The sequence below is a fragment of the Aeromicrobium fastidiosum genome (genome assembly GCF_017876595.1).
GTDB classification, from domain to species: Bacteria; Actinomycetota; Actinomycetes; order Propionibacteriales; family Nocardioidaceae; genus Aeromicrobium; species Aeromicrobium fastidiosum.
This window is the reverse complement of record NZ_JAGIOG010000001.1, coordinates 3,402,830-3,421,838: the sequence shown is the minus strand read 5'-3', so window position 1 is coordinate 3,421,838 and position 19,009 is coordinate 3,402,830. Positions and strand designations below refer to the sequence as shown.

Below are 19,009 nucleotides of genomic sequence, written 5' to 3'. Positions count from 1 at the left end.
AGGGAGAGAAAACTATGCTGTCGTTCTTCACGGGCTGGTCCTTGTCCAGCGTTCTGACCGGTATCGCGATCCCGGCGGTCGCCGGCGTGATCATCGCCGGCGTCACTAACGTGGCGCTCGTCAACAGCACCACGGGTGCACCGTCCGGATCGGACAACCCGGCGAGCCAGTCGATCATCGTCTACGGCGAGCGCTGACCCAGGCTCTCCTCGAGCTGCGAGGCCGCGTCACTCCACGTGAGTGACGCGGCTTTGTGCTGTGCTGCGGCACCGAGACGTGCGTTGAGCTCTGGATCGTCGAGCAGGCGCGCGCACGCACGCACCAGGCCGTCGAAGTCGTCGGCGATGAGCCCCGTCACCCCGTCGATGACGGCCTCGGTCACGCCCCCGGCCTCGCGCAGGGCCACGCCCGGCACCCCGATCACGGCTCCCTCGACGAGCGCCAGCCCCCACCCCTCTTTGATCGAGGGCAGGACGACCGCGGCTGCCGCGGCGAGCACCCGGTCGCGCTCAGCGTCCGGCAGGTGCCCGTGGAAGGTCACGCGGTCGGCGACGCCCCGAGCCAAGGCGTATCGGCGGAGCTCGTCCGCGAGATAGCCGTCGCCCACGACGTCGAGGTGCACGGCAGGTCGGCCGGGGGCGAGCTCGGCGATGGCGTCGATGGCCCAGTCGACCTGCTTGTGCGGCACCAGTCGCGCCAGGACGCAGAGCCGGTCGCCGTCTCGTGCTCGGACGGCCTGAGAGGCGTCGATCCCGTTGCGGATCACGATGACCCGGCGGTGCCCGAGGCGCTGCAGGTCGATGCGGCTCTGCTCGGACACCGTGACGACCGTGCGGTGCCGGTACAGCCACGGGACGAGGCGCGACTCGACGGCCCACCCGATGCGGCCGACCAGGCCGGGGTAGAGCAGGTGCCACTGCGCCTGGTGCACGTGGTGGATCAGGGCTGACGAGGAACGTGGACGCAGCAGGACCGCCGCGAAGGGCATGCCGTTGACGACGTCGACCACGGCGTCGTGCGCACGGCCGCGACGGCCGAGCAGGTGGACGGCAGCCCACGGGTAGACGCCCAGGCGTCCACCGCGCCGGATGATCTCGACCCCGTCGACGACGTCTCGGCGGGCCGAGCCGGGCCACCGCGAGCACACGACCGTGACGCGGTGCCCACTGCGTGCCAGCTCCTGCGCGACTCGGTGCACGTAGAGCTCGGAGCCGCCTGCCTCGGGGTGGCCGATGTCCCGCCACGCGACGAAGCAGACGTCCATCACATCGCAGCGCGGATGCTCGCGCACAGCGCAGGTGCGGGGGTGTCCCGCCGCGTCACGTCGACGCCCGTGCGGGTGGTGTCGCCGATCGCCGGGCTCAGCTCGGTCCAGGACGGTGAGCCCTGCCAGTCCTGGCTCCAGCCGTAGGCGGGCACCGCGCCGGCGAAGCCGCCCGGTGTGCTCTGCACCGTGACGACGCCCAGCTCGGTCAGGGTGCGGGCACCGAGCGTGACCCGGGTGCCGTCGATGAAGGTGAACCAGTAGCCGCGCGAGCTCAGCTCGTCCTCGGAGTCGGACAGGACGAGCCGGGCCTGTCCTCGTCCGTCGGTCTCGAGGCTGACCCGGTGGTCGTCACGGGGGGAGTGGATCGTGAACAGCTCGATGCTGCCGCGGCGCACGATCTCGGTCGGACGCAGGTCGAGCACGAGATCGCGCTGCTCGACCGTGACCCACGGATCGTAGACGTCGCCGGTGTGGAGGTACAGCTCGTCGCAGTTGCCCCGGATCATCAGATCGTCGGTGCGGCCACCGGACGGGACGACGGACTGCGTCGTCAGGACCCGGGCGGCCTGTGCCGCGGGGGTGAGGCGGTGCTGCAGGGAGACGTACCGGTACAGGTCGTCGCCGCGCGAGACCGTCGCGACCATGGCGAAGCTGACGGCCCACTGCGCGTAGAGCGAGAAGACGACGAGCACGGCACAGCCGCCCGTGACGGCGACGCGCCCGATCGGTGGGATCCTGGCGAGCACCCGCGACAGGGCCACGGTTCCGACCGCCCCACCGATCACGAGTGCTGGCACGAACTCGCTCGTGTACCTGTTGGCGATGTACCCGTAGGACATGACGCCCGAGGTCACGAGCACGCCGCCGAGCACCGCGATCGCCAGCAGCCACGTCTCGGAGGCGGCGCGTCGTCGCCACAGGAACACCATCGCCAGGATGCTCAGCAGGCACAGCAACGGCATGAAGGCGGTGATGCTGCCGGTGCGATACGTCTGGTCGAGCACGGCGCCGTTCAGGGAGCGGGCCGGCTCTGCCGGCAACGTCACCCACGGGAACTGGTCGACGAAGCGGATGCCTGCGGGGTTGAGGTACGCATCGGCGTCGGAGGTGAAGAACTGTGGTCCGCTGAGCTTGCCGCCGTTGGCGGCCAGCGCGATGCGCCGCTGCTCGTTGACCTCGGTCCAGACCTGGTTCTGCAGGGGGAACAGCACGGGCGTGCCGAACTTGGCCATGTTGTAGACGATCGAGACCCCGAGGGGCGTCGCCGCGCACGCCAGCATCCAGCGTCGAAGGACGACGGGGACGTCCGGACGGCAGCGCCGGAGCCACAGCACGGCGAGCGCGATCGCGATGCACAGGGCGATCCCGCCGGTCGAGCGCGTCATGATCGTGGCCAGGGCGAAGGCACCGAGCCAGGTGAGGTTGCGAGGGGTGGTCTCGAGGCACGCGCGCACCAGCCAGTAGAGCGTGCCGACGGCCAGGGCAACAGCCCACACGTACACCTCGTGATAGACCCACGGCAGGGACACGTCGAACGTGAACGTCGTGCCGCCGATGACGGCCGCGAGGTACAGGCCGACGAGCCACGCCTCGCCGCGTCCGACGGGGGTGCCGTGACCGCGCAGCACGTCGCGCACGAGCCAGAACAGCTTGACGACCATCACGACGAACACGATCGAGGCCAGGGCCATCGACAGCAGCGTCAGGTTGCCGCCCGGGCGCCCTGTGGCCCACAGCACCGGTAGTCGCAGCAGTGCGGGGAACGGCGGGAAGTACATGTAGGTGCGATCGCCCATGACGAAGCCTTCGATCCCCAGGCTGCCGGCCGGGACCGAGATGCGGCCGTCGAGGAAGGCATTGGCCTGGATGTCGAAGAAGTTCGAGGCAAAGCCCTGCGTGGTCGCCGTGCGGAACAGGTCGAACGACAGGTCGGACAGGACCAGTAGGTGCACGAGGACGCCCGAGGCAACCCCCGTCGCCGAGGCCCAGAGGCGCCGGCGTGCGGTGTCGGCAGTGCTCAAGCGCGTTCCAGCTCCTGGAGGAACTGGTATCCGAACATCGTCGGCCACACCCGGGTCGCCCGCCGGTCGACGGCCGCTGCCCACCGCAGCAGCAGACGCGGTAGCCGGCCCCGCACGGCGATCGTGTCGACGGGGGTGCCGACCACGCGGGTGCGGACGGGACGAAGACCCGCCTCGCGCAGCATGCGACGCAGGGTGCGGCGGGTGAAGAACCGCACGTGCCCCTGATCGAGCGGTCCGCGCTGGTCGTAGCCGAAGTTGCCGCTGGCGATGCGCAGTCGCGGGTACCAGTGGGAGACGTTGGGCACCGACACCATGAGACGGCCGTCGGGGCCGAGCCGCGCGATCATCTGCTCGAGCAGCTGGGCCGGGTCGATGACGTGCTCCAGGACGTCGGCCGCCACGATGACGTCGTAGTCGCTGCCGACCTCGGCGGGCAGGCCCTGGTTCAGGTCGGCCTCGACGAAGCCGTCGAGGCGATCGCCGACGTCAGGATGCTTGACGAGGTCGACGCCGACGACCTCGTGGCCGAGTCTGCCGACGAGGGCACCGAACTGCCCGTCGGAGCACCCGATGTCGAGCACGCGGGCCGCGGGCTGCTCGGCCAGCCATGACAGCAGCACGCCGTGCGACGAGTGATCGGAGTACTTGAGCTCGTACGCATCGTGATCGACACCGGTGCGTCCACCGCCCAGTCCGATGCCACCCAGGCGGTACTTGACGACCTCGGTCGACACCTGGCGGGCGTACTTCATGCCGTTGACATAGCAGATCTCGTCACCGTAATAGGTGGGGATGGGGACCTCGACCACCGACATCCCGGCCCCGTGCAGCCCCAGGATGATCTGGGTGTCGAAGTCGAAGCCGTCGCTGTAGCTCTCGAAGTCGATGTTGGCGAGGGCGTCGGTGCGGTACACGCGGTAGCCGCTGTGCCACTCTGTCAACGACATGCCGGAGAGCGTGTTCTGGAAGCGCGTGAGCACACGGTTGCCGACGTACTTGTACAGCGGCATGCCACCCGATCGGGCGTCGCCGGGCACCATCATGCGGGTGCCGAAGACGGCATCGGCCTCACCGCGCGCTGCCGGCTCGATCAGCGACTCGATGACCTCGGGTGCGTACTGGCCGTCGCCGTGCAGGAGCACCACGACGTCGAGCCCTCGGTCGATGGCCCAGCGGTAGCCGACCTTCTGGTTGCCGCCGTACCCGAGGTTCTTCTCGTGCTTCATGACCGTGATCGGGATGGTCGTGTTCTGCTGGTAGCGCAGACTGACCTCGTAGGTGGCGTCGGTGCTGGCGTCGTCGCTGACCAGCACGTGGTCGACCTTGGTCACGAAGGAGGGGGGAAGGCGATCGAGGGTCTTCTCCAGAGTCGCCTCGGCGTTGTACGCCACGACCAGCACGCCGACGCGCGGCATCTTCTCGTCCTGCACAGCTCTCCCTCAGTTCCGTTCTCCCTGCGGCGAACCCTCCTGTGAGGGACGTCACGGCCCGCCTTCGATGATAGGCGACCTGCGGGGTCACACCGGCCCAGGCCGGTGGCACCGCTGCTCTGGCACAGTGGGTGGCATGACGGATCTGATCGACTTCGATGCGCTGACCAACGACCTCGCGGGCAAGCGGGCCGCGTACGCGGCTGGCGATCCCTATCCGCACATCGTCCTCGACGGCGTGCTGAAGGCCGAGACGTTCGCTGCGGTCGTCGCCGAGTTCCCCGGCATCCGCGACGAGTTCTGGCAGGGATACCTGCACGTCAACGAGACCAAGTACGCCAACAAGGCACCCGACACCTGGGGAGACACCCTGCGGGGAGTCGCCCAGGAGTTCTGCTCCGAGCGGTTCGTGACGTACCTCGAGGAGCTCACGGGCATCAGCGGCCTGCTTGCCGACTGGTCGATGGACGGTGGAGGACTGCACCAGACCCTGCGCGGCGGCCACCTCAACATCCACGCGGACTTCACCTCGCACCACACGCACGAGACCTGGGCCCGGCGGGTCAACATCCTGCTGTACCTCAACGAGGAGTGGCAGCCCGAGTGGGGCGGTCAGCTCGAGCTGTGGGACCCCCAGATGACCGAGGTGCGCGGCCGTGTCACACCGGCCGGCAACCGGATGCTGGTGTTCACCACGACGGCAGACAGCTTCCACGGCCACCCCGACGGGCTCACGTGCCCGCCCGACATGGCGCGCCGGTCGATGGCGCTGTACTACTTCACCGAGGAGGAGCAGGCCGTCCGGCGCTCCACCAACTACCAGCCGCGTCCCCACGAGAGCGCCGGTCGCAAGCTCGTGATCCATGCCGAGCGGGGCCTGCTCGACGGCTATGACCGCGTCAAGCGCCGGCTGGGCCTGTCCGACGACTTCGCCAGCAACGCCCTGGCCAAGCTCGACCGCTTCCGCCGCCAGCGCTGAGGCCCACGGGGCGGACGATGGCGTGGCCGGGTGTCGCGTGGCCTGGGCCGATCATTCGGACCGCTGGCCGACCTTCCAGCGCGATCGCGCCTGCCGGATGACGAAGGCCGGGAGGCCATCGTCCATCGCCCGCCAGCGCGGCGAGTCGACGATCTGGGTCACGCGTCGTTCGGCCACGAGCTGTCCGATCGTGACCATGACGGCGGTGATGGCGAAGCCGACGACGACTCGCACGCCCCAGTTCCACTCGATGCCGTGACGCGCGACGAACCAGAACACCGGGTAGTGCCAGAGGTAGATGCCCAGCGAGTAGCGCCCGAGGAACCGGAGCGGACGCCGCGCGAACACGGCTGTCAGTGCCGGGTGGGCAGGTGCCAGGCTCAGCCCGATCAGCATCGAGCCGACGGCGATGTCGACCAGCACGCCGGGGACCCCGAAGAAGTAGTCGAGGTCGCCCGTGACGTACATGAGTGGCAGCAGCGAGAGTGCCGCGACGAGCGCCAGCAGCCGGGCGCGTTGCTGATCGAGCTTGACGAAGGGCAGGAGCGCAGCTGCCAGCGCACCGGCGATGGGAGCGTCGGCCCGGCCGGCCGTGCGCAGCAGGGCCCGGTACGCCCCGTCGTCGTGATAGATCTGGCTGCGCCACAGCGCCAGCAGGAAGAACAGCGTCGCCAGGGCGACGACGAGCCACACGGCTCGCCGCCGCAGCAGCCAGACGATGGCCAGCACGACGACGAACACCTGCATGTCGACCGACAGGTACCACAGGTGACCGATGTCGGGCCGTGACTCGACGAGCGGGTTCTGCACGAACCAGTTGAACGTGAACGTCGCGGCGTGCAGGACGGAGTCGGTCGTGGCGGCCTTGGGATACGTGTCGGTCTCGTCGAAGACCGACACGATCAGCAGGACGATCAGCAGCAGGTACATCTGGCCGCCGAGGCGTACCGCCCGCCGGACCAGCGCGCTGCTGGGGCGCAGGGAGCCAGCCTCGGCCTGGCGCAGGAGGCTGCGGGTCGCGAGGAACGCGCCGAGCACGAAGAACACCGACACCGCGAAGTTGCCGGCGACGAACCACCGGTAGACCGGCCACGTGTCCTCGATCCCGCCGGTCGGCCACAGGGTCCAGCCGTGGTGGAGGACCACCAGGATCACCAGCAGACCGCGCAGTCCGTCGATCACCACGATGCGAGAGGCGAGGGTCTGCTTCTTCTCGTCGGGCATCTGCTCAGGGTAATCGCATTCAGAGGTCACGTCGGTCCAGATCGCTGATACCGTCGCCCGGAGCATGCGTCGACGACGACGTCGTCGTGGAGGGAGCACGCCGTGGGCGGTAAGGGTGCCGGTGACGTGATCCGGCGCGATCGCGCTGCCGTCCCGTCGACGAGCAGGCGGGTCGCGGCTCTCGACGGGCTGCGCGGTCTCGTCATCGTGTCGGTCGTCGTCAACCACGCCGTCGGCGTCCTGTGGACCCGAGGGCCGATCTACGACGTCCCGATCGTCAACGGACTGCTCGGCGGCGGAGCGGTCATCGTGTTCTTCGTCGTCGGCGGTTTCATCGTCACCGACGGACTCCTGCGCGAGCGCGAACGCGGGACGTTCGATCCGTGGCGCTTCTACCTGCGTCGTCTGGTGCGGGTCGGCGGGCAGGTGGTCGCGGTCTGCGTCGTCGTCGGGATCGCGCTGCGGCTCGACCCCGAGGTGCCGGACGGCGCGGACATCCCGACCAATGTGCTGCACGCCCTGACCTACACGTTCAACCTCCTCGTGTCGACTGATCCCTTCGCGGTCCAGCCCGAGTTCGGGCACCTGTGGTACCTCGGCGTGCAGCAGCAGTGCTACCTGATCCTGCCCCTGCTCCTCGTGGTGCTGGGTCGATGGCGGCCGGTGCTGGTCGCGCTGCTCGTGGCGCTCATGGTCGCCGTCTACATCCACCGCCAGGACGTGCTCGACGAGCGCGGCTGGGTTGTCGCCTCGTCGCTGACCACCACCCGGTCCGACGGGCTCCTGTGGGGGGTGGCCCTTGCCGTGGCGCTGCCGTGGCTGTCCCGGTGGCGCGCGTGGGGCCACGTCCTGTGGATCTCTGCGCTCGTGCTGCTGGCCCTCAAGCTCGCGCTGCCCGAGCTGTCGACGTACGCCTACCTGCGCTCGTGGTCGATCCCGTTCACGCTCGTCGCCGGCATCGTGGTCGTCGCGGTGTGGCTGCTGCCCGCGCCGACGCGGGTGTCCCGCGCTCTCGAGTGGGCACCGCTGCGACGCCTGGGCAGGGCCTCGCTGGCGATCTTCGTGTGGCATCTGCCGATCTTCGTGATCGTCTCGCGGCACACCGAGAGCTGGAGCTGGATCGAGCGCACCTTCGTGAGCGTGGTCATCCTGATCGTCGTGGTGTGGGCCAGCGAGCGCTGGATCGACGAGCCGATCCGACGCCTGCTCGCCACCCGATCCGTGTTCCGCATGTCACGGGAGCAGTTGCCGTGAGGAAGGCCGTCGTCGACATGCGCATCGCCTGGTCGTTGCAGGGCGCGGCCGCCGTGGTCTACCTGCTGTCGAGCATCGGGTCGGTGCTGCCGCTGGAAGACCTCGAGAGCATGCGCCCGCTCAACGGCGTCTTCCGCTCGGGCAATCTCGCCCTGGCGGTCTTCTTCGCGGCGTTCGGCTACCTGCTGGCGGTCCGGTTGCGCGCCGCCCGGTCGATCTCGCTCGTCGAGATGCTCGTGGCGTGGGTGCGGGTCGTGCTGCCGGTCGTCGTGGCGATGCTCCTGGTGACCGTCGCGGTGCTGGCCGTGACCCGCTACGACGACACCGACACGGCGTCGGACGAGGTCACCCGGACGTCGTTGCTGCATGCCTGGTCGTTCGTGCAGAACCAGTGGATCCTCGACCACCTCCTTCTCGTGCGCTCCGACGTGTCGTCGCTGTGGATCGTCAGCCTGATGGTGCAGTACGCCCTCGTGCTGGGAGTCGTCGTCGCCCTGCTGGGGCGTCGTCGCTGGACCGGCCCGACCGTGGCCGTCCTGGCGGCGGGCTGCGTCGTGGCATCGATCGCGTGGCGGGCCCACGTGCTGTCGACCGAGGGCTGGGTCCAGGCCGCGCTCGACTCGCTCGGACGCTGCGACGCCTTCGCGATGGGAGTCTTGGCTGCATGCCTCGTCGGCGTTCCGGCGGTGGGGCGCGAGGTGGCGGGCCAGATCGTCGGCGCAGCCACGACGATCCTGCTCGCGGGGCTCATCGCGACCTCGTTCGTCGACATCGACGGCATCTTCACGGTGGTCCTGCCCCTGGGCGCTGCGCTCACCGCTCTGTCGCTGTGGGCGTCGGGAGCAGATCCCGACCCGCGCGGACTCGCGACACAGGCACTCCTGCGGCCCGAGGTCGTCGCCACCGGGGGGATCGCCGCACCTCTGCTGGTGTGGGCGCCGTTCGTGGCAGCCACCGCGACGCGGCACGAGGGGACCTACCCGGCGACCATGGTCGCGGTCCTCGTCGCGGTCGCGAGCCTCGCCGCAGCAGGGGCGACGTGGTGGCTCCTGGCGCGCGGTCCGGGCTGGCTGAGGCAGCAGTGGTCAGCTCGACAGGCCGACCTCACCAGCGCCGACGGCGACGCAATCTCCGGTGACCGACCCAACTGATACGGTCCTGCCTGTGACTCGGGTCACTGGGGTTTTTCAATCATGGGAGAGAGTGGATCGCCGCGATGCGTAAGTTTGCTGGTGCAGTTTTGGTTTTCTTCGGTGTGACGGCGTTGGTGGTGGCAGGAGTGGCCGCCTTCTGGACCAGCAATCAGGTCCAGAAGACCCCCCTCGACACCGACAGCACCACGCTGGCGTCGGGCACGGCGTCGCTGAGCGGCGCGGCCCCGGTCCCGGTCAAGGCCATCCAGCTGACCCGTGCCGACTCGGCCAAGTCCACCTCGGACGTGGTGGTCTTCAACAGCTCGTCGTGCCTCGTGATCGTCAAGGGCGACACCCCGCCCTGCGTCGAGGCGTCCGATCCCGAGGGGCGTCTCCTGTCGGCGAGCTCGGAGATCTTCGCGACGGACCGCCACACCGGCGTCGGTGTCAACGACCCGAAGATCCTGCCGCCCGACGCCGTCGAGAAGCGCGGTCTGGTCAACAAGTGGCCCTTCGGCACCGAGAAGCGCGACTACAAGTACTGGGACGAGCTGGCGAGCAAGCAGATCAACGCCAAGTACGTCGGAACCAAGACGATCGACGGGCTGGAGACGTACGAGTACACGGTCGACGTGGCCGATGCGCCGATCGAGATCGCCGCGGGCGTCCCGGGTCTCTACTCCAGCTCCAAGACGATCTTCGTCGATCCCCGCACCGGGGCGATCATCAAGCAGAACGAGAAGCAGGAGCGTGTCACCGATGCCGGTGCGCCCGTGCTCGCGCTCGACTTCGGCATGACCGACGGCCAGGTCGCCGCCAACGTCGCCGACACCAAGGACAACATCAAGAGCCTCGACCTGGTGTCGACGACGATCCCGATCGGCGGCCTCATCGTCGGCCTCATCGCGCTCATCGCCGGCATCCTGCTCCAGGCCTCCGGACGCAGGACCAAGGACGCGCAGCACGCGCAGAAGTGACGCGGGTGCCCGTCTCGTAGGGTGTCGGGCATGTCCTCAGCCGCCGACCTCTGCGCGTTCATCGACCGGTCACCGACCCCGTTCCACGTCTGCGAGACGGTCGCGGCCGAGCTCGACTCGGTCGGGTTCCGCCGCGTGGCCGAGCAGGACGCGTGGCCGTCCGAGCCGGGACGCTTCTACGTCGTGCGTGGCGGGTCCCTCGTGGCGTGGTCGTCGGAGTCCAGCACGGCTCCGCACGACGCGTTCCGGGTCGTGGGCGGGCACACCGACAGCCCCAACCTGCGGCTCAAGCAGCACCACGACCTGTCGCCGGAGGGTCTCGGCGTCGTCGCGCTGGAGCCCTACGGGGGAGCGTGGCTGCACTCCTGGCTCGATCGCGACCTCGGCATCGCCGGACGCCTGGCGCTGCGCGACGGCCGCGAGGTGCTGGTGCACGTCGCCGAGCCGGTGATCCGGGTGCCGCAGCTCGCGATCCACCTGTCCGACCGCAAGCCGCTGGAGGTCGACCCGCAGCGCCATCTCAACGGGCTCTGGTCGACGTCGCGGGGCACGTTCCTCGACGTCGTGGCCGAGCGTGCCGGCGTCGACGCCGCCGACGTCCTGGGCTTCGAGCTCATGACGCACGACGCCCAGCCGAGTCGTCTCATCGGCGTCGATGCCGAGCTGGTCAGCGCGCCGCGCCTCGACAACCAGGTCACGTGCTTCGCCGGCACACGCGCCCTGCTCGCCGCCACACCGACCCCTGGCATCCGCCCCGTCCTGGCGCTGTTCGACCACGAGGAGGTGGGCAGCACGTCCGAGCGGGGCGCGCAGTCCGATCTGCTCGCCACGGTGCTCGAGCGCATCGTCATCGCCGCCGGGGGCACGCGCGACGACTACCACCGCGCCGTCGCGGCCTCGGTGTGCGCGTCGGGCGACATGGCGCACGCGACCCACCCCAACCACGCAGAGCGTCACGAGCCGCTGCACCACATCGCGATCGGCGGGGGACCCGTGCTCAAGCTGCACCCCAACCTCCGGTACGCCAGCGACGCCCCGGGCACGGCCCATTTCGTCCGCGCGTGTGAGCAGGCCGGTGTCCCGCTCCAGCGCTACGAGCACCGCGCCGACCTGCCATGCGGCTCGACGATCGGGCCGCTCAGCGCCGCTCGGACCGGCATGCTGACCGTCGACGTCGGAGCGCCCCAGCTGGCGATGCACTCCGCGCGCGAGACGATGGGCGCGGCCGACGTCGATCCGTACGCGCGGGCCCTCGCAGCCTTCCTGTCTCCTCTGTCCTGACGCCCGCGCGGCCTGTGCGACCCACCTGTCTCGCTGACGGACCTGTCGCGTACGCTTGATTCTGCGCAGAACGCCTGTATGCACCTCGGACAGAGCAGGCTCGTACTCGTGCCCGGCCGGCGGATATCGCCGGCGTCCTCACGATAAAAGGGCTTTCATGCGTGCCCGACAATTCCACCCATCCATCGGAGCAACTCCTTTATGACTAGCAGCATCGCCCACGTGGCACCCCAGGTAGCGGTCAACGACATCGGCTCTGAGGCAGACTTCCTCGCCGCGATCGACCTCACCATCAAGTACTTCAACGACGGCGACATCGTCGAGGGCATCATCGTCAAGGTCGACCGCGACGAGGTCCTCCTCGACATCGGTTACAAGACCGAAGGCGTCATCCCCTCGCGCGAGCTGTCCATCAAGCACGACGTCGACCCCAACGAGGTCGTTTCCGTCGGCGACAGCGTCGAAGCCCTCGTCCTCCAGAAGGAGGACAAGGAAGGCCGTCTGATCCTGTCCAAGAAGCGTGCGCAGTACGAGCGCGCGTGGGGCGACATCGAGAAGATCAAGGCCGAGGACGGCGTCGTCGAGGGCACCGTCATCGAGGTCGTCAAGGGCGGCCTGATCATGGACATCGGTCTGCGCGGCTTCCTGCCCGCGTCGCTGGTCGAGATGCGCCGCGTGCGCGACCTCGACCCGTACATCGGTCAGAAGATCGAGGCCAAGATCATCGAGCTCGACAAGAACCGCAACAACGTGGTCCTGTCGCGCCGTGCCTGGCTCGAGCAGACGCAGTCCGCCGTCCGCCAGAACTTCCTCACCGAGCTCCAGAAGGGGCAGGTGCGCAAGGGCGTCATCTCGTCGATCGTCAACTTCGGTGCGTTCGTCGACCTCGGCGGCGTCGACGGACTCGTCCACGTCTCCGAGCTGTCCTGGAAGCACATCGACCACCCGAACGAGGTCGTCCAGGTCGGCGACGAGGTCACCGTCGAGGTGCTCGACGTCGACATGGACCGCGAGCGCGTCTCGCTGTCGCTCAAGGCCACGCAGGAAGACCCCTGGCAGCACTTCGCCCGTACGCACCAGATCGGGCAGATCGTGCCCGGCAAGGCGACCAAGCTGGTCCCCTTCGGTGCGTTCGTCCGCGTCGAGGAGGGCATCGAGGGCCTGGTGCACATCTCCGAGCTCGCCGAGCGTCACGTCGAGATCCCCGAGCAGGTCGTCCAGATCGGCGACTCGGTCATGGTCAAGATCATCGACATCGACCTCGAGCGTCGTCGCATCTCGCTGTCGCTCAAGCAGGCCAACGAGACCGAGGCCGCCGTCAGCGACGACTTCGACCCGACGCTGTACGGCATGACCTCCTCGTACGACGAGCAGGGCAACTACATCTACCCCGAAGGTTTCGACCCCGAGACCGGCGAGTGGCAGGAGGGCTTCGACGAGGCCCGCGCCACGTGGGAGAAGCAGTACGCCGAGGCTCACGAGCGCTGGGAAGCCCACAAGAAGCAGATCGAAGAGGCCGAGAAGGCTGGCATCGAGGCTGCCGAGGCGTCCAACTACTCGTCGGACTCGTCCGCCGGTGCCGACGCTCCCGTCCAGGAGGGCTCGCTGGCCTCCGACGAGGCGCTGCAGGCTCTGCGCGAGAAGCTCACGGGCGGCGAGGCGTAAGTCTCCCGCTCCACCTCAGCACCCCCGGTCCTCGCGGACCGGGGGTGCTGTCGTCTGCAGGCACCGCCACCGGTCAGAGCTGTGTGCGCCTGACCTTGCCGGTCGCGGTGCGAGGCAGCTCCGCGTGCCGGACGTACGTCTTGGGACGCTTCGGGGGCGCGAGGCGCTCCTCGGCGACAGCGCGCAGCACCGCCTCGTCGACGTCCCCGACGTACGCCGCGCACACCCGCTGCCCCCACCTCTCGTCGTCGCGTCCGTAGACCGCCACGTCGTCGACGCCGTCGACGGTCTGCAGTGCCGCCTCGACCTCCGCGGGGTAGACGTTGACGCCGCCGGTGATGATGAGGTCCTCGCGGCGCGAGTCGAGGAAGACGTAGCCGTCGTCGTCGACCCGGCCGAGGTCTCCGACGGTGAACGCAGGGCCGTCGGGCGTGGTGCGCCAGGTCTGCGCGGTCTTCTCTGGTGCGTTCCAGTACGTGAACCGTGCCCAGGCGGGCACCGAGCACCACAGCTGTCCCTCGTCGTCCGTCGTCACGACTCGTCCGGGACGAGCCAGTCCGAGGGTGCCCGGACGCTCGGCCCACTCAGGCGCCGAGCAGGCGGTGAACTGCCCCTCGGTCGACCCGTAGAACTCCCAGACGACGTCGGTCCCGAACAGGGCATGGGCACGGAGCCGCACGGGTTCGGGGCATGGCGCGCCGGCGTGCGCGACCAGCCGGAACGACGACACGTCAGGGGTCAGCCCGCGCTCGTCGAGGTGCGCGAACAGCCGCTGCAGGTGCGCCGGCACGCAGAACATCGAGGTGGGACGAAGATCGGCGACCGCGGACAGGAAGGCGTCCGGCTCGAACCGCGGGAGCACCGCGACGGATCCGCCGGCCAGGATCGTGCCCATCGCGAACCGCAGGGGAGCGGAGTGGTAGATCGGCGACACGACCAGGTCGAGGTCGTCGGACGCGAAGCCCCACAGGTCGCGCTCCTCGGCGACGAGCGCCGCGGCGTGCTCCGGGGACAGCATCCCCGACCAGACGCCCTTGGGGCGACCCGTCGTACCCGACGTGAAGTGCATGGGGCGGCAGCGAGGGTGCGGCGACAGCACGGCGTCCGGGCCGCTCAGCAACGACTCCAGGTCCGCATCGTCGTCGACGACGAGGCTGGGCGCGACGTCGGCGATGATCGCGTCGCGCTCGTGGGCCGTCAGCCGGGGGTCGAGCGGCACCGGGACGATGCCGCTGCGCAGGGCACCGAGCACGACGCTGACGTAGGTGGGGCTGCCGGGCACGGCGAGGACGAGCCGGTCGCCGGCGACGAGTCCGTGAGCCGTCAGGGTGCCGGCGACGCGTCGCTGCTGCTGCTCGCTGCGGGCTGCTGTCAGGACGTCGGGCACGCTGGATCCTCGCGATGGTGGGAGATGGGTCACATCGTCCCGCGGCGGGGACGGCATTCGGGGTGAACGATTCGTCTCAGTATGGTTGACTCGGACGCTGAGCCGATTGTCGTCGATGCACTAGGTGGTACTTCGTGGCAGACCAACGCCACAGCAAGCACGCTGCACCACGCACCATCCGTCGTAAGCGCCGCACCGTCTCCACGTGGGCCGTTCTTCCGACCGTCGGCATGCTGACCGTCGCGGGCGCTGCCGGAGCGGCTGTCTTCCACGACAGCCACCCGATCAAGGCAGCGGCAGCGGGCGCGTCCCAGCAGAAGGACCTCTTCGCCGCCTCCGCCAGCCGCGGCCAGGCACCGGCGGCAGTCAGCCGCAGCGCCGAGCGGCCTCCCGTCCCCAACGTCGCCGCCGTCGAGGAGAAGATCGAGGGTCTGCGCTACGCGACCACCGACATCCAGGTGCACGCCGACGCCAAGTCGGGCTCACCGGTGCTGGCGACCGTCCCCTACGGCGAGTCCGTCGACATCACGGGCGAGACCAACGGCAAGTGGGCGCAGATCATGCACAACGACCTGCCCCGTTGGGTCGAGGCCGCGAGCATCTCCGCCGAGGAGCCGCTGGGCACCGCGCCGTGCGCCACGGGCTCGGGCATGGAGAAGGGGCTGCAGCCCGACACCATCAAGGTGCACCGCGCGATCTGCGCGAAGTTCCCGTCGATCGTCAGTTACGGCGGCATCGCGGGACGCGGTGAGCACGCCACGGGCCACGCGATCGACATCATGATCTCCAGCGATCTCGGCAACGAGGTGGCCGCCTACCTGCAGGAGCACCGTGCCGAGCTCGGCGTCGAGTACCTCATCTGGCGCCAGCGCATCTGGCGTCCGGCGACGTCCAACTCGTGGCGTGGCATGAGCGACCGCGGCGGTGCCACGGCCAACCACATGGACCACGTGCACGTCACGACCTACGGCAACTCCGCCACCCGCTAGGTGACCGGATGTTGAGGGTCGGCCTCACCGGTGGCATCGGGTCGGGCAAGAGCACCGTCAGTGCGCTGCTCGCGGGCCACGGTGCCGTCGTGATCGACTACGACCTGCTCGCGCGCGACGTCGTGGCACCGGGCAGCCCGGCGCTCGACGAGATCGCCTCTCGGTTCGGTGCCGACGTCATCACGGCTGACGGGACGCTCGACCGTCCTGCCCTCGGGGCGATCGTCTTCGGCGACGCCGCGGCGCTCGCCGACCTGAACGGCATCACCCATCCCGCGATCCGCGAGCTGGGCGAGCGGCGCGAGGCCGAGGCAGGGCCGGACGCCGTGGTCGTGCACGACAACCCGCTCCTGGTCGAGATGGGTGCCGCCGCGCGGTGCGACGTCGTGGTGGTCGTCGACGTGCCGGTCGAGGTGCAGGTCCAGCGGCTGACGACCCATCGCGGCATGAGCGAGGACGAGGCGCGTGCCCGCATCGCCGCACAGGCGTCGAGAGAGCAGAGGACCGGTGCCGCCGATCTGGTGATCGACAACACCGGTCCTCAGGACGAGCTCGTCCACATCGTCGGGGGTACGTGGGACGAGCTCGTGTCCAGGGCGGCGGCCCGGCCGGAGCCGGGCACCGTCTGACCTACGCGGCCAGGTCGGGATCCGCGATCCGGCGCAGCGTCGCGAGGGCCTCGCGCTCGAGCTGGCGCACGCGCTCGGCCGAGATGCCGTGCCGCTTGCCGATGTCGGCGAGCTTCTGCTGTCGTCCGTCGAGCAGGCCGTAGCGGGCGCGGACGATGTCGGCCTCGCGCTCGCCCAGGTTGTCGACGAGGCTGGCCACGAGGTGACGCGACTCGTCGTCGAGCACCGCGAAGTCGGGGCCCGGCGCGGTCTCGCGCGCGATCAGGTCGCCGAGCGAGGTGTCGCCGTCGTCGTCGACGGGGGAGTCGAGGCTGACGTGGTCGCGTCCCCACGACATCAGGTCGATGACCCGGTCGACGTCCATGCCGAGCTCGAGGGCGATCTCGGCGGGCTCGGGGTCGTAGCCGAGCTGACGCTCGAGGTTGCGGCGCGCGGCCGTGACCTGGTTGAGCTCCTCGACGACGTGGACGGGCAGGCGGACGACACGGGCCTGCTGCGCGATGCCGCGGGTGATGGCCTGGCGGACCCACCACGTGGCGTAGGTCGAGAACTTGAAGCCCTTGGCGTAGTCGAACTTCTCGACGGCGCGGATGAGGCCCGTGTTGCCCTCCTGCACGAGGTCGAGCATCGGCATCGCCGAGCGTCCGTACTTGCGGGCGATCGAGACGACGAGGCGCAGGTTGGCCTGGATGAACTCCTGGATCGCGCGGTCACCCTCCTCGGCGAGCCAGGTCAGCTCCTCCTCGGTGGCCCACTTGGGCGCTCCACCCTTCTTGCGGCCGACGCGGCCCTCCTCGAGCAGGTGACGGGCGTAGAGCCCGGCCTCGACGGTCTTGCTCAGCTCGACCTCGCGGGCGGCGTCGAGCAGGGGAGTACGGGCGATCTCGGCGAGGTACATGCCGACGCTGTCCTTGCCCTCCGCGGTGGTGCTGCTGGTTCTGGTGCTCACGGTGCGACTCCCATCAGTGTCTGTACTGACTGCAACGCGCGAGCACACCCGAGGATTCCGCTCTCAGTGGAGTCTTAGGAACCCTGTGCTACTGCGTTGAGGGGTGCGGCCACGGCACCGAGCACGGCCATGATCCTGTCGTTCGTGGCAGCGTCCTTGACGGCGACTCGCACGGCGCGGTCGCCGAGCGCGGTGCCCATCGCACCGGCGTCGCGCAGGAACAGCCCGTGCCGCTGGGCCGCGGCGACGAGCTCGGCGGCTGTGGGACCAGCCGCGGGCAGGTGCGCGAGCAGGAAGTTGGCGACTTGTCCGGGGACCACGTCCCATCCGAGCCCGGTCAGTCCGGTCGCCAGCTCCTCACGCAGGACGTGCGTTCGGTCCCAGCAGCCCTGGTAGTAGTCGAGCGACTCGAGGGCACGGGTGGCCGCGACCTGCGACGGCAACCCGACGACCCAGGGCGGGGTCAGCGACCGCAGCTCCTCGAGCTGGTGGGGCGCTGCCGCCAGGTAGGCGACCCGTGCGCCGCTCAATGCGTATGCCTTCGACAGCGAGGTGCACACGATCAGCTGGTCGTGGCGGGTGATGAGCTCCTCGACGCTCTGGCCCACGTAGGCCGCGTAGGTCTCGTCGACCCAGATGCGGGTCGACGGCGGTGCCGCGTCGAGCAGGGTGCCGATCTCGTCGACCGTCAGGTGCTGGCCGGTGGGACTGTTGGGGTTGACCAGCACGATGAGGTCGGGGCCGGACGCCGCCAGCTCGACCAGTGCCGCGAGGTCGGGCCGGTAGTCGCGGTCACGGTCGAGCCGCAGACGCTCGACGGTGCACCCGACGACCTTCTCGAGCACGTGGGCGTACTCGCCATAGGTCGGGTCGAGCAACACGACCCGGGAAGCACGTGTCAGCCAGCGGGGCAGGGCGCGGAAGATGAGGTCGGACGATCCCGCGCCCACCAGCACCGAGCGAGGGTCGAGGTCGCGTGCGGCCGCGATGGCGGCGACCAGTCCGGCGCAGTCGACCGGCGGAGAGGTGCGCACGAGCCAGGCCAGGTGCCGCTCCAGCTCGGCCAGCACCGCCGGTGCCGGCTCGAACCACGCGTCCAGCACGTCCGCGTTGATGACGTCGTGCCGGCGCGAGAGGTCGTCGAAGCCGACCCCGACCGCCCCGAACGACTCGCCGCCGTGGAAGCAGGCCGCCGGTTTGCGGAGCGGCACGTGCAACCGCCATTCCACGGCCTGCTCGATGGCCGCGACGACGGGCTCGAGCGCGTCGAACGCATCCCGCACCTCGGCCACGTCGGCGTGCATCAGCTCGAAGGTCACGGCTCCTGACGTCGTGGTCAGACCCGTGGGTCGCATGCCGCCGCGGACGTACATCGGCACCACGTCGTCCCTGCCGATCGCGACGACGGTGCGTCCGCCGCGGGACTCGATCCACCGGTAGGCAGCGACCATCAGCAGTGCTGCGAGATCGGTGTCGCGGTGTCCGGGCAGGACGGTCAGAAGGCGGATCTCGTAGGTGTCGTCGTCGACGTCGAAGGGCATCTCGGCACGCGTGAAGTACTTGTCGACCGAGTAGCCGAGCACGTTCGGCGGCGTGATGCTGACGAAGGCGGCGAGCGACCCGTCCCGCGTGGCCACGAGATAGCGGTTGACGTCGTCGAGCCGATCGGTCAGTCGCCCTGCCGTATTGACGGGGTGCTGGCCGAGCTCGACGGCGTACACGTCGTGCCGGATGCGGTAGATGGCCTCGCGCTGCACGGCGTCCGCCTCGCAGACGACGGTGCTGGGACGGGGGTGCGCGGTGGTCACGCCGTCATCCTGC

Annotated in this window: 16 protein-coding genes; 9 read left to right on the top strand and 7 right to left on the bottom strand. The window is 69.5% G+C overall.

What is annotated here, in order from left to right:
• Positions 1–14 precede the first annotated feature (14 nt).
• Positions 15–197, top strand: a complete 183-nt coding sequence (locus JOF40_RS17005) for a hypothetical protein (RefSeq protein ID WP_129182063.1) — start codon at positions 15–17, stop codon at positions 195–197.
• Here JOF40_RS17005 and JOF40_RS17000 read toward each other — a convergent pair.
• Genes JOF40_RS17000 through JOF40_RS16990 form a run of 3 tightly spaced genes read right to left on the bottom strand, consistent with a single transcriptional unit; the run spans position 182 to position 4,721 of the window.
• Entirely contained in the window at positions 182–1,264 is a 1,083-nt protein-coding gene (locus tag JOF40_RS17000; protein WP_129185987.1) for a glycosyltransferase family 4 protein, read from the bottom strand. The two genes, JOF40_RS17005 and JOF40_RS17000, sit on opposite strands and share 16 nt — an antisense overlap.
• The gene (locus tag JOF40_RS16995) at positions 1,264–3,288 is read right to left on the bottom strand and encodes a hypothetical protein (protein WP_129182059.1); all 2,025 of its coding nucleotides are present in this window, start codon (positions 3,286–3,288) and stop codon (positions 1,264–1,266) included. The genes JOF40_RS17000 and JOF40_RS16995 overlap by 1 nt, the downstream gene beginning before the upstream one ends.
• Positions 3,285–4,721: a bifunctional glycosyltransferase/class I SAM-dependent methyltransferase gene (locus tag JOF40_RS16990; RefSeq protein WP_209674682.1), complete on the bottom strand. Its 1,437-nt coding sequence runs from the start codon at positions 4,719–4,721 to the stop codon at positions 3,285–3,287. Before JOF40_RS16990 ends, JOF40_RS16995 begins: the two co-directional genes overlap by 4 nt.
• A 136-nt stretch (positions 4,722–4,857) precedes the next feature.
• On the opposite strand from JOF40_RS16990, the gene JOF40_RS16985 reads away from it, so the two are divergent.
• Positions 4,858–5,700 (top strand): 2OG-Fe(II) oxygenase, encoded by an 843-nt coding sequence (locus JOF40_RS16985; RefSeq protein ID WP_188111789.1) that lies wholly within the window; start codon positions 4,858–4,860, stop codon positions 5,698–5,700.
• Between the two features lie 51 nt (positions 5,701–5,751).
• Here the strand turns inward: JOF40_RS16985 and JOF40_RS16980 are convergent, their stop codons facing one another.
• Positions 5,752–6,924, bottom strand: a complete 1,173-nt coding sequence (locus tag JOF40_RS16980; protein WP_188111790.1) for an acyltransferase family protein — start codon at positions 6,922–6,924, stop codon at positions 5,752–5,754.
• A gap of 102 nt (positions 6,925–7,026) precedes the next feature.
• On the opposite strand from JOF40_RS16980, the gene JOF40_RS16975 reads away from it, so the two are divergent.
• The 5 genes from JOF40_RS16975 (at position 7,027) to rpsA (ending at position 13,234) form a co-directional block, all read left to right on the top strand.
• Positions 7,027–8,178, top strand: coding sequence for an acyltransferase family protein (locus tag JOF40_RS16975; RefSeq protein ID WP_129182056.1), 1,152 nt, complete (start codon positions 7,027–7,029; stop codon positions 8,176–8,178).
• Positions 8,175–9,329 carry a hypothetical protein gene (locus tag JOF40_RS16970; protein ID WP_129182055.1) on the top strand — a complete coding sequence of 385 codons (1,155 nt, stop codon included), beginning with the start codon at positions 8,175–8,177 and terminating at the stop codon, positions 9,327–9,329. Before JOF40_RS16975 ends, JOF40_RS16970 begins: the two co-directional genes overlap by 4 nt.
• A gap of 65 nt (positions 9,330–9,394) precedes the next feature.
• Positions 9,395–10,288 (top strand): cell envelope lipid trafficking protein PgfA, encoded by an 894-nt coding sequence (gene pgfA / locus JOF40_RS16965; protein WP_129182054.1) that lies wholly within the window; start codon positions 9,395–9,397, stop codon positions 10,286–10,288.
• Between the two features lie 30 nt (positions 10,289–10,318).
• A complete protein-coding gene (locus JOF40_RS16960) occupies positions 10,319–11,569 on the top strand; it encodes a M18 family aminopeptidase (protein WP_129182053.1) in 1,251 nt (416 codons plus the stop codon).
• Positions 11,570–11,770: 201 nt separating this feature from the next.
• Positions 11,771–13,234, top strand: a complete 1,464-nt coding sequence (gene rpsA, locus JOF40_RS16955) for a 30S ribosomal protein S1 (protein WP_129182052.1) — start codon at positions 11,771–11,773, stop codon at positions 13,232–13,234.
• A 73-nt stretch (positions 13,235–13,307) separates the two neighbouring features.
• Here the strand turns inward: rpsA and JOF40_RS16950 are convergent, their stop codons facing one another.
• Positions 13,308–14,621 carry a class I adenylate-forming enzyme family protein gene (locus tag JOF40_RS16950; RefSeq protein ID WP_246152842.1) on the bottom strand — a complete coding sequence of 438 codons (1,314 nt, stop codon included), beginning with the start codon at positions 14,619–14,621 and terminating at the stop codon, positions 13,308–13,310.
• Positions 14,622–14,755: 134 nt separating this feature from the next.
• Here JOF40_RS16950 and JOF40_RS16945 point away from each other — a divergent pair, with 134 nt between their 5' ends.
• Both JOF40_RS16945 and coaE read left to right on the top strand, forming a co-directional pair.
• Positions 14,756–15,610, top strand: a complete 855-nt coding sequence (locus JOF40_RS16945) for an SH3 domain-containing protein (RefSeq protein ID WP_129182050.1) — start codon at positions 14,756–14,758, stop codon at positions 15,608–15,610.
• 8 nt (positions 15,611–15,618) lie between these two features.
• On the top strand, positions 15,619–16,239 hold the full coding sequence (gene coaE, locus JOF40_RS16940) for a dephospho-CoA kinase (protein ID WP_129182049.1): 621 nt from the start codon (positions 15,619–15,621) through the stop codon (positions 16,237–16,239).
• Between the two features lies 1 nt (position 16,240).
• On the opposite strand, the gene JOF40_RS16935 is transcribed toward coaE, so the two are convergent.
• On the bottom strand, positions 16,241–17,137 hold the full coding sequence (locus JOF40_RS16935; RefSeq protein WP_129183341.1) for a sigma-70 family RNA polymerase sigma factor: 897 nt from the start codon (positions 17,135–17,137) through the stop codon (positions 16,241–16,243).
• Positions 17,138–17,262: 125 nt separating this feature from the next.
• A complete protein-coding gene (locus JOF40_RS16930; RefSeq protein ID WP_209674678.1) occupies positions 17,263–18,996 on the bottom strand; it encodes a pyridoxal phosphate-dependent aminotransferase in 1,734 nt (577 codons plus the stop codon).
• Positions 18,997–19,009 lie beyond the last annotated feature (13 nt).

Coding starts and splice junctions, on each gene's coding strand:
- JOF40_RS17005 (WP_129182063.1), top strand. CDS start 15: ATGCTGTCGTTCTTCACGGGCTGGTCCTTGTCCAGCGTTCTGACCGGT.
- JOF40_RS17000 (WP_129185987.1), bottom strand. CDS start 1,264: ATGGACGTCTGCTTCGTCGCGTGGCGGGACATCGGCCACCCCGAGGCA.
- JOF40_RS16985 (WP_188111789.1), top strand. CDS start 4,858: ATGACGGATCTGATCGACTTCGATGCGCTGACCAACGACCTCGCGGGC.
- JOF40_RS16980 (WP_188111790.1), bottom strand. CDS start 6,924: ATGCCCGACGAGAAGAAGCAGACCCTCGCCTCTCGCATCGTGGTGATC.
- pgfA (WP_129182054.1), top strand. CDS start 9,395: ATGCGTAAGTTTGCTGGTGCAGTTTTGGTTTTCTTCGGTGTGACGGCG.
- JOF40_RS16960 (WP_129182053.1), top strand. CDS start 10,319: ATGTCCTCAGCCGCCGACCTCTGCGCGTTCATCGACCGGTCACCGACC.
- rpsA (WP_129182052.1), top strand. CDS start 11,771: ATGACTAGCAGCATCGCCCACGTGGCACCCCAGGTAGCGGTCAACGAC.
- coaE (WP_129182049.1), top strand. CDS start 15,619: ATGTTGAGGGTCGGCCTCACCGGTGGCATCGGGTCGGGCAAGAGCACC.
- JOF40_RS16935 (WP_129183341.1), bottom strand. CDS start 17,137: ATGTACCTCGCCGAGATCGCCCGTACTCCCCTGCTCGACGCCGCCCGC.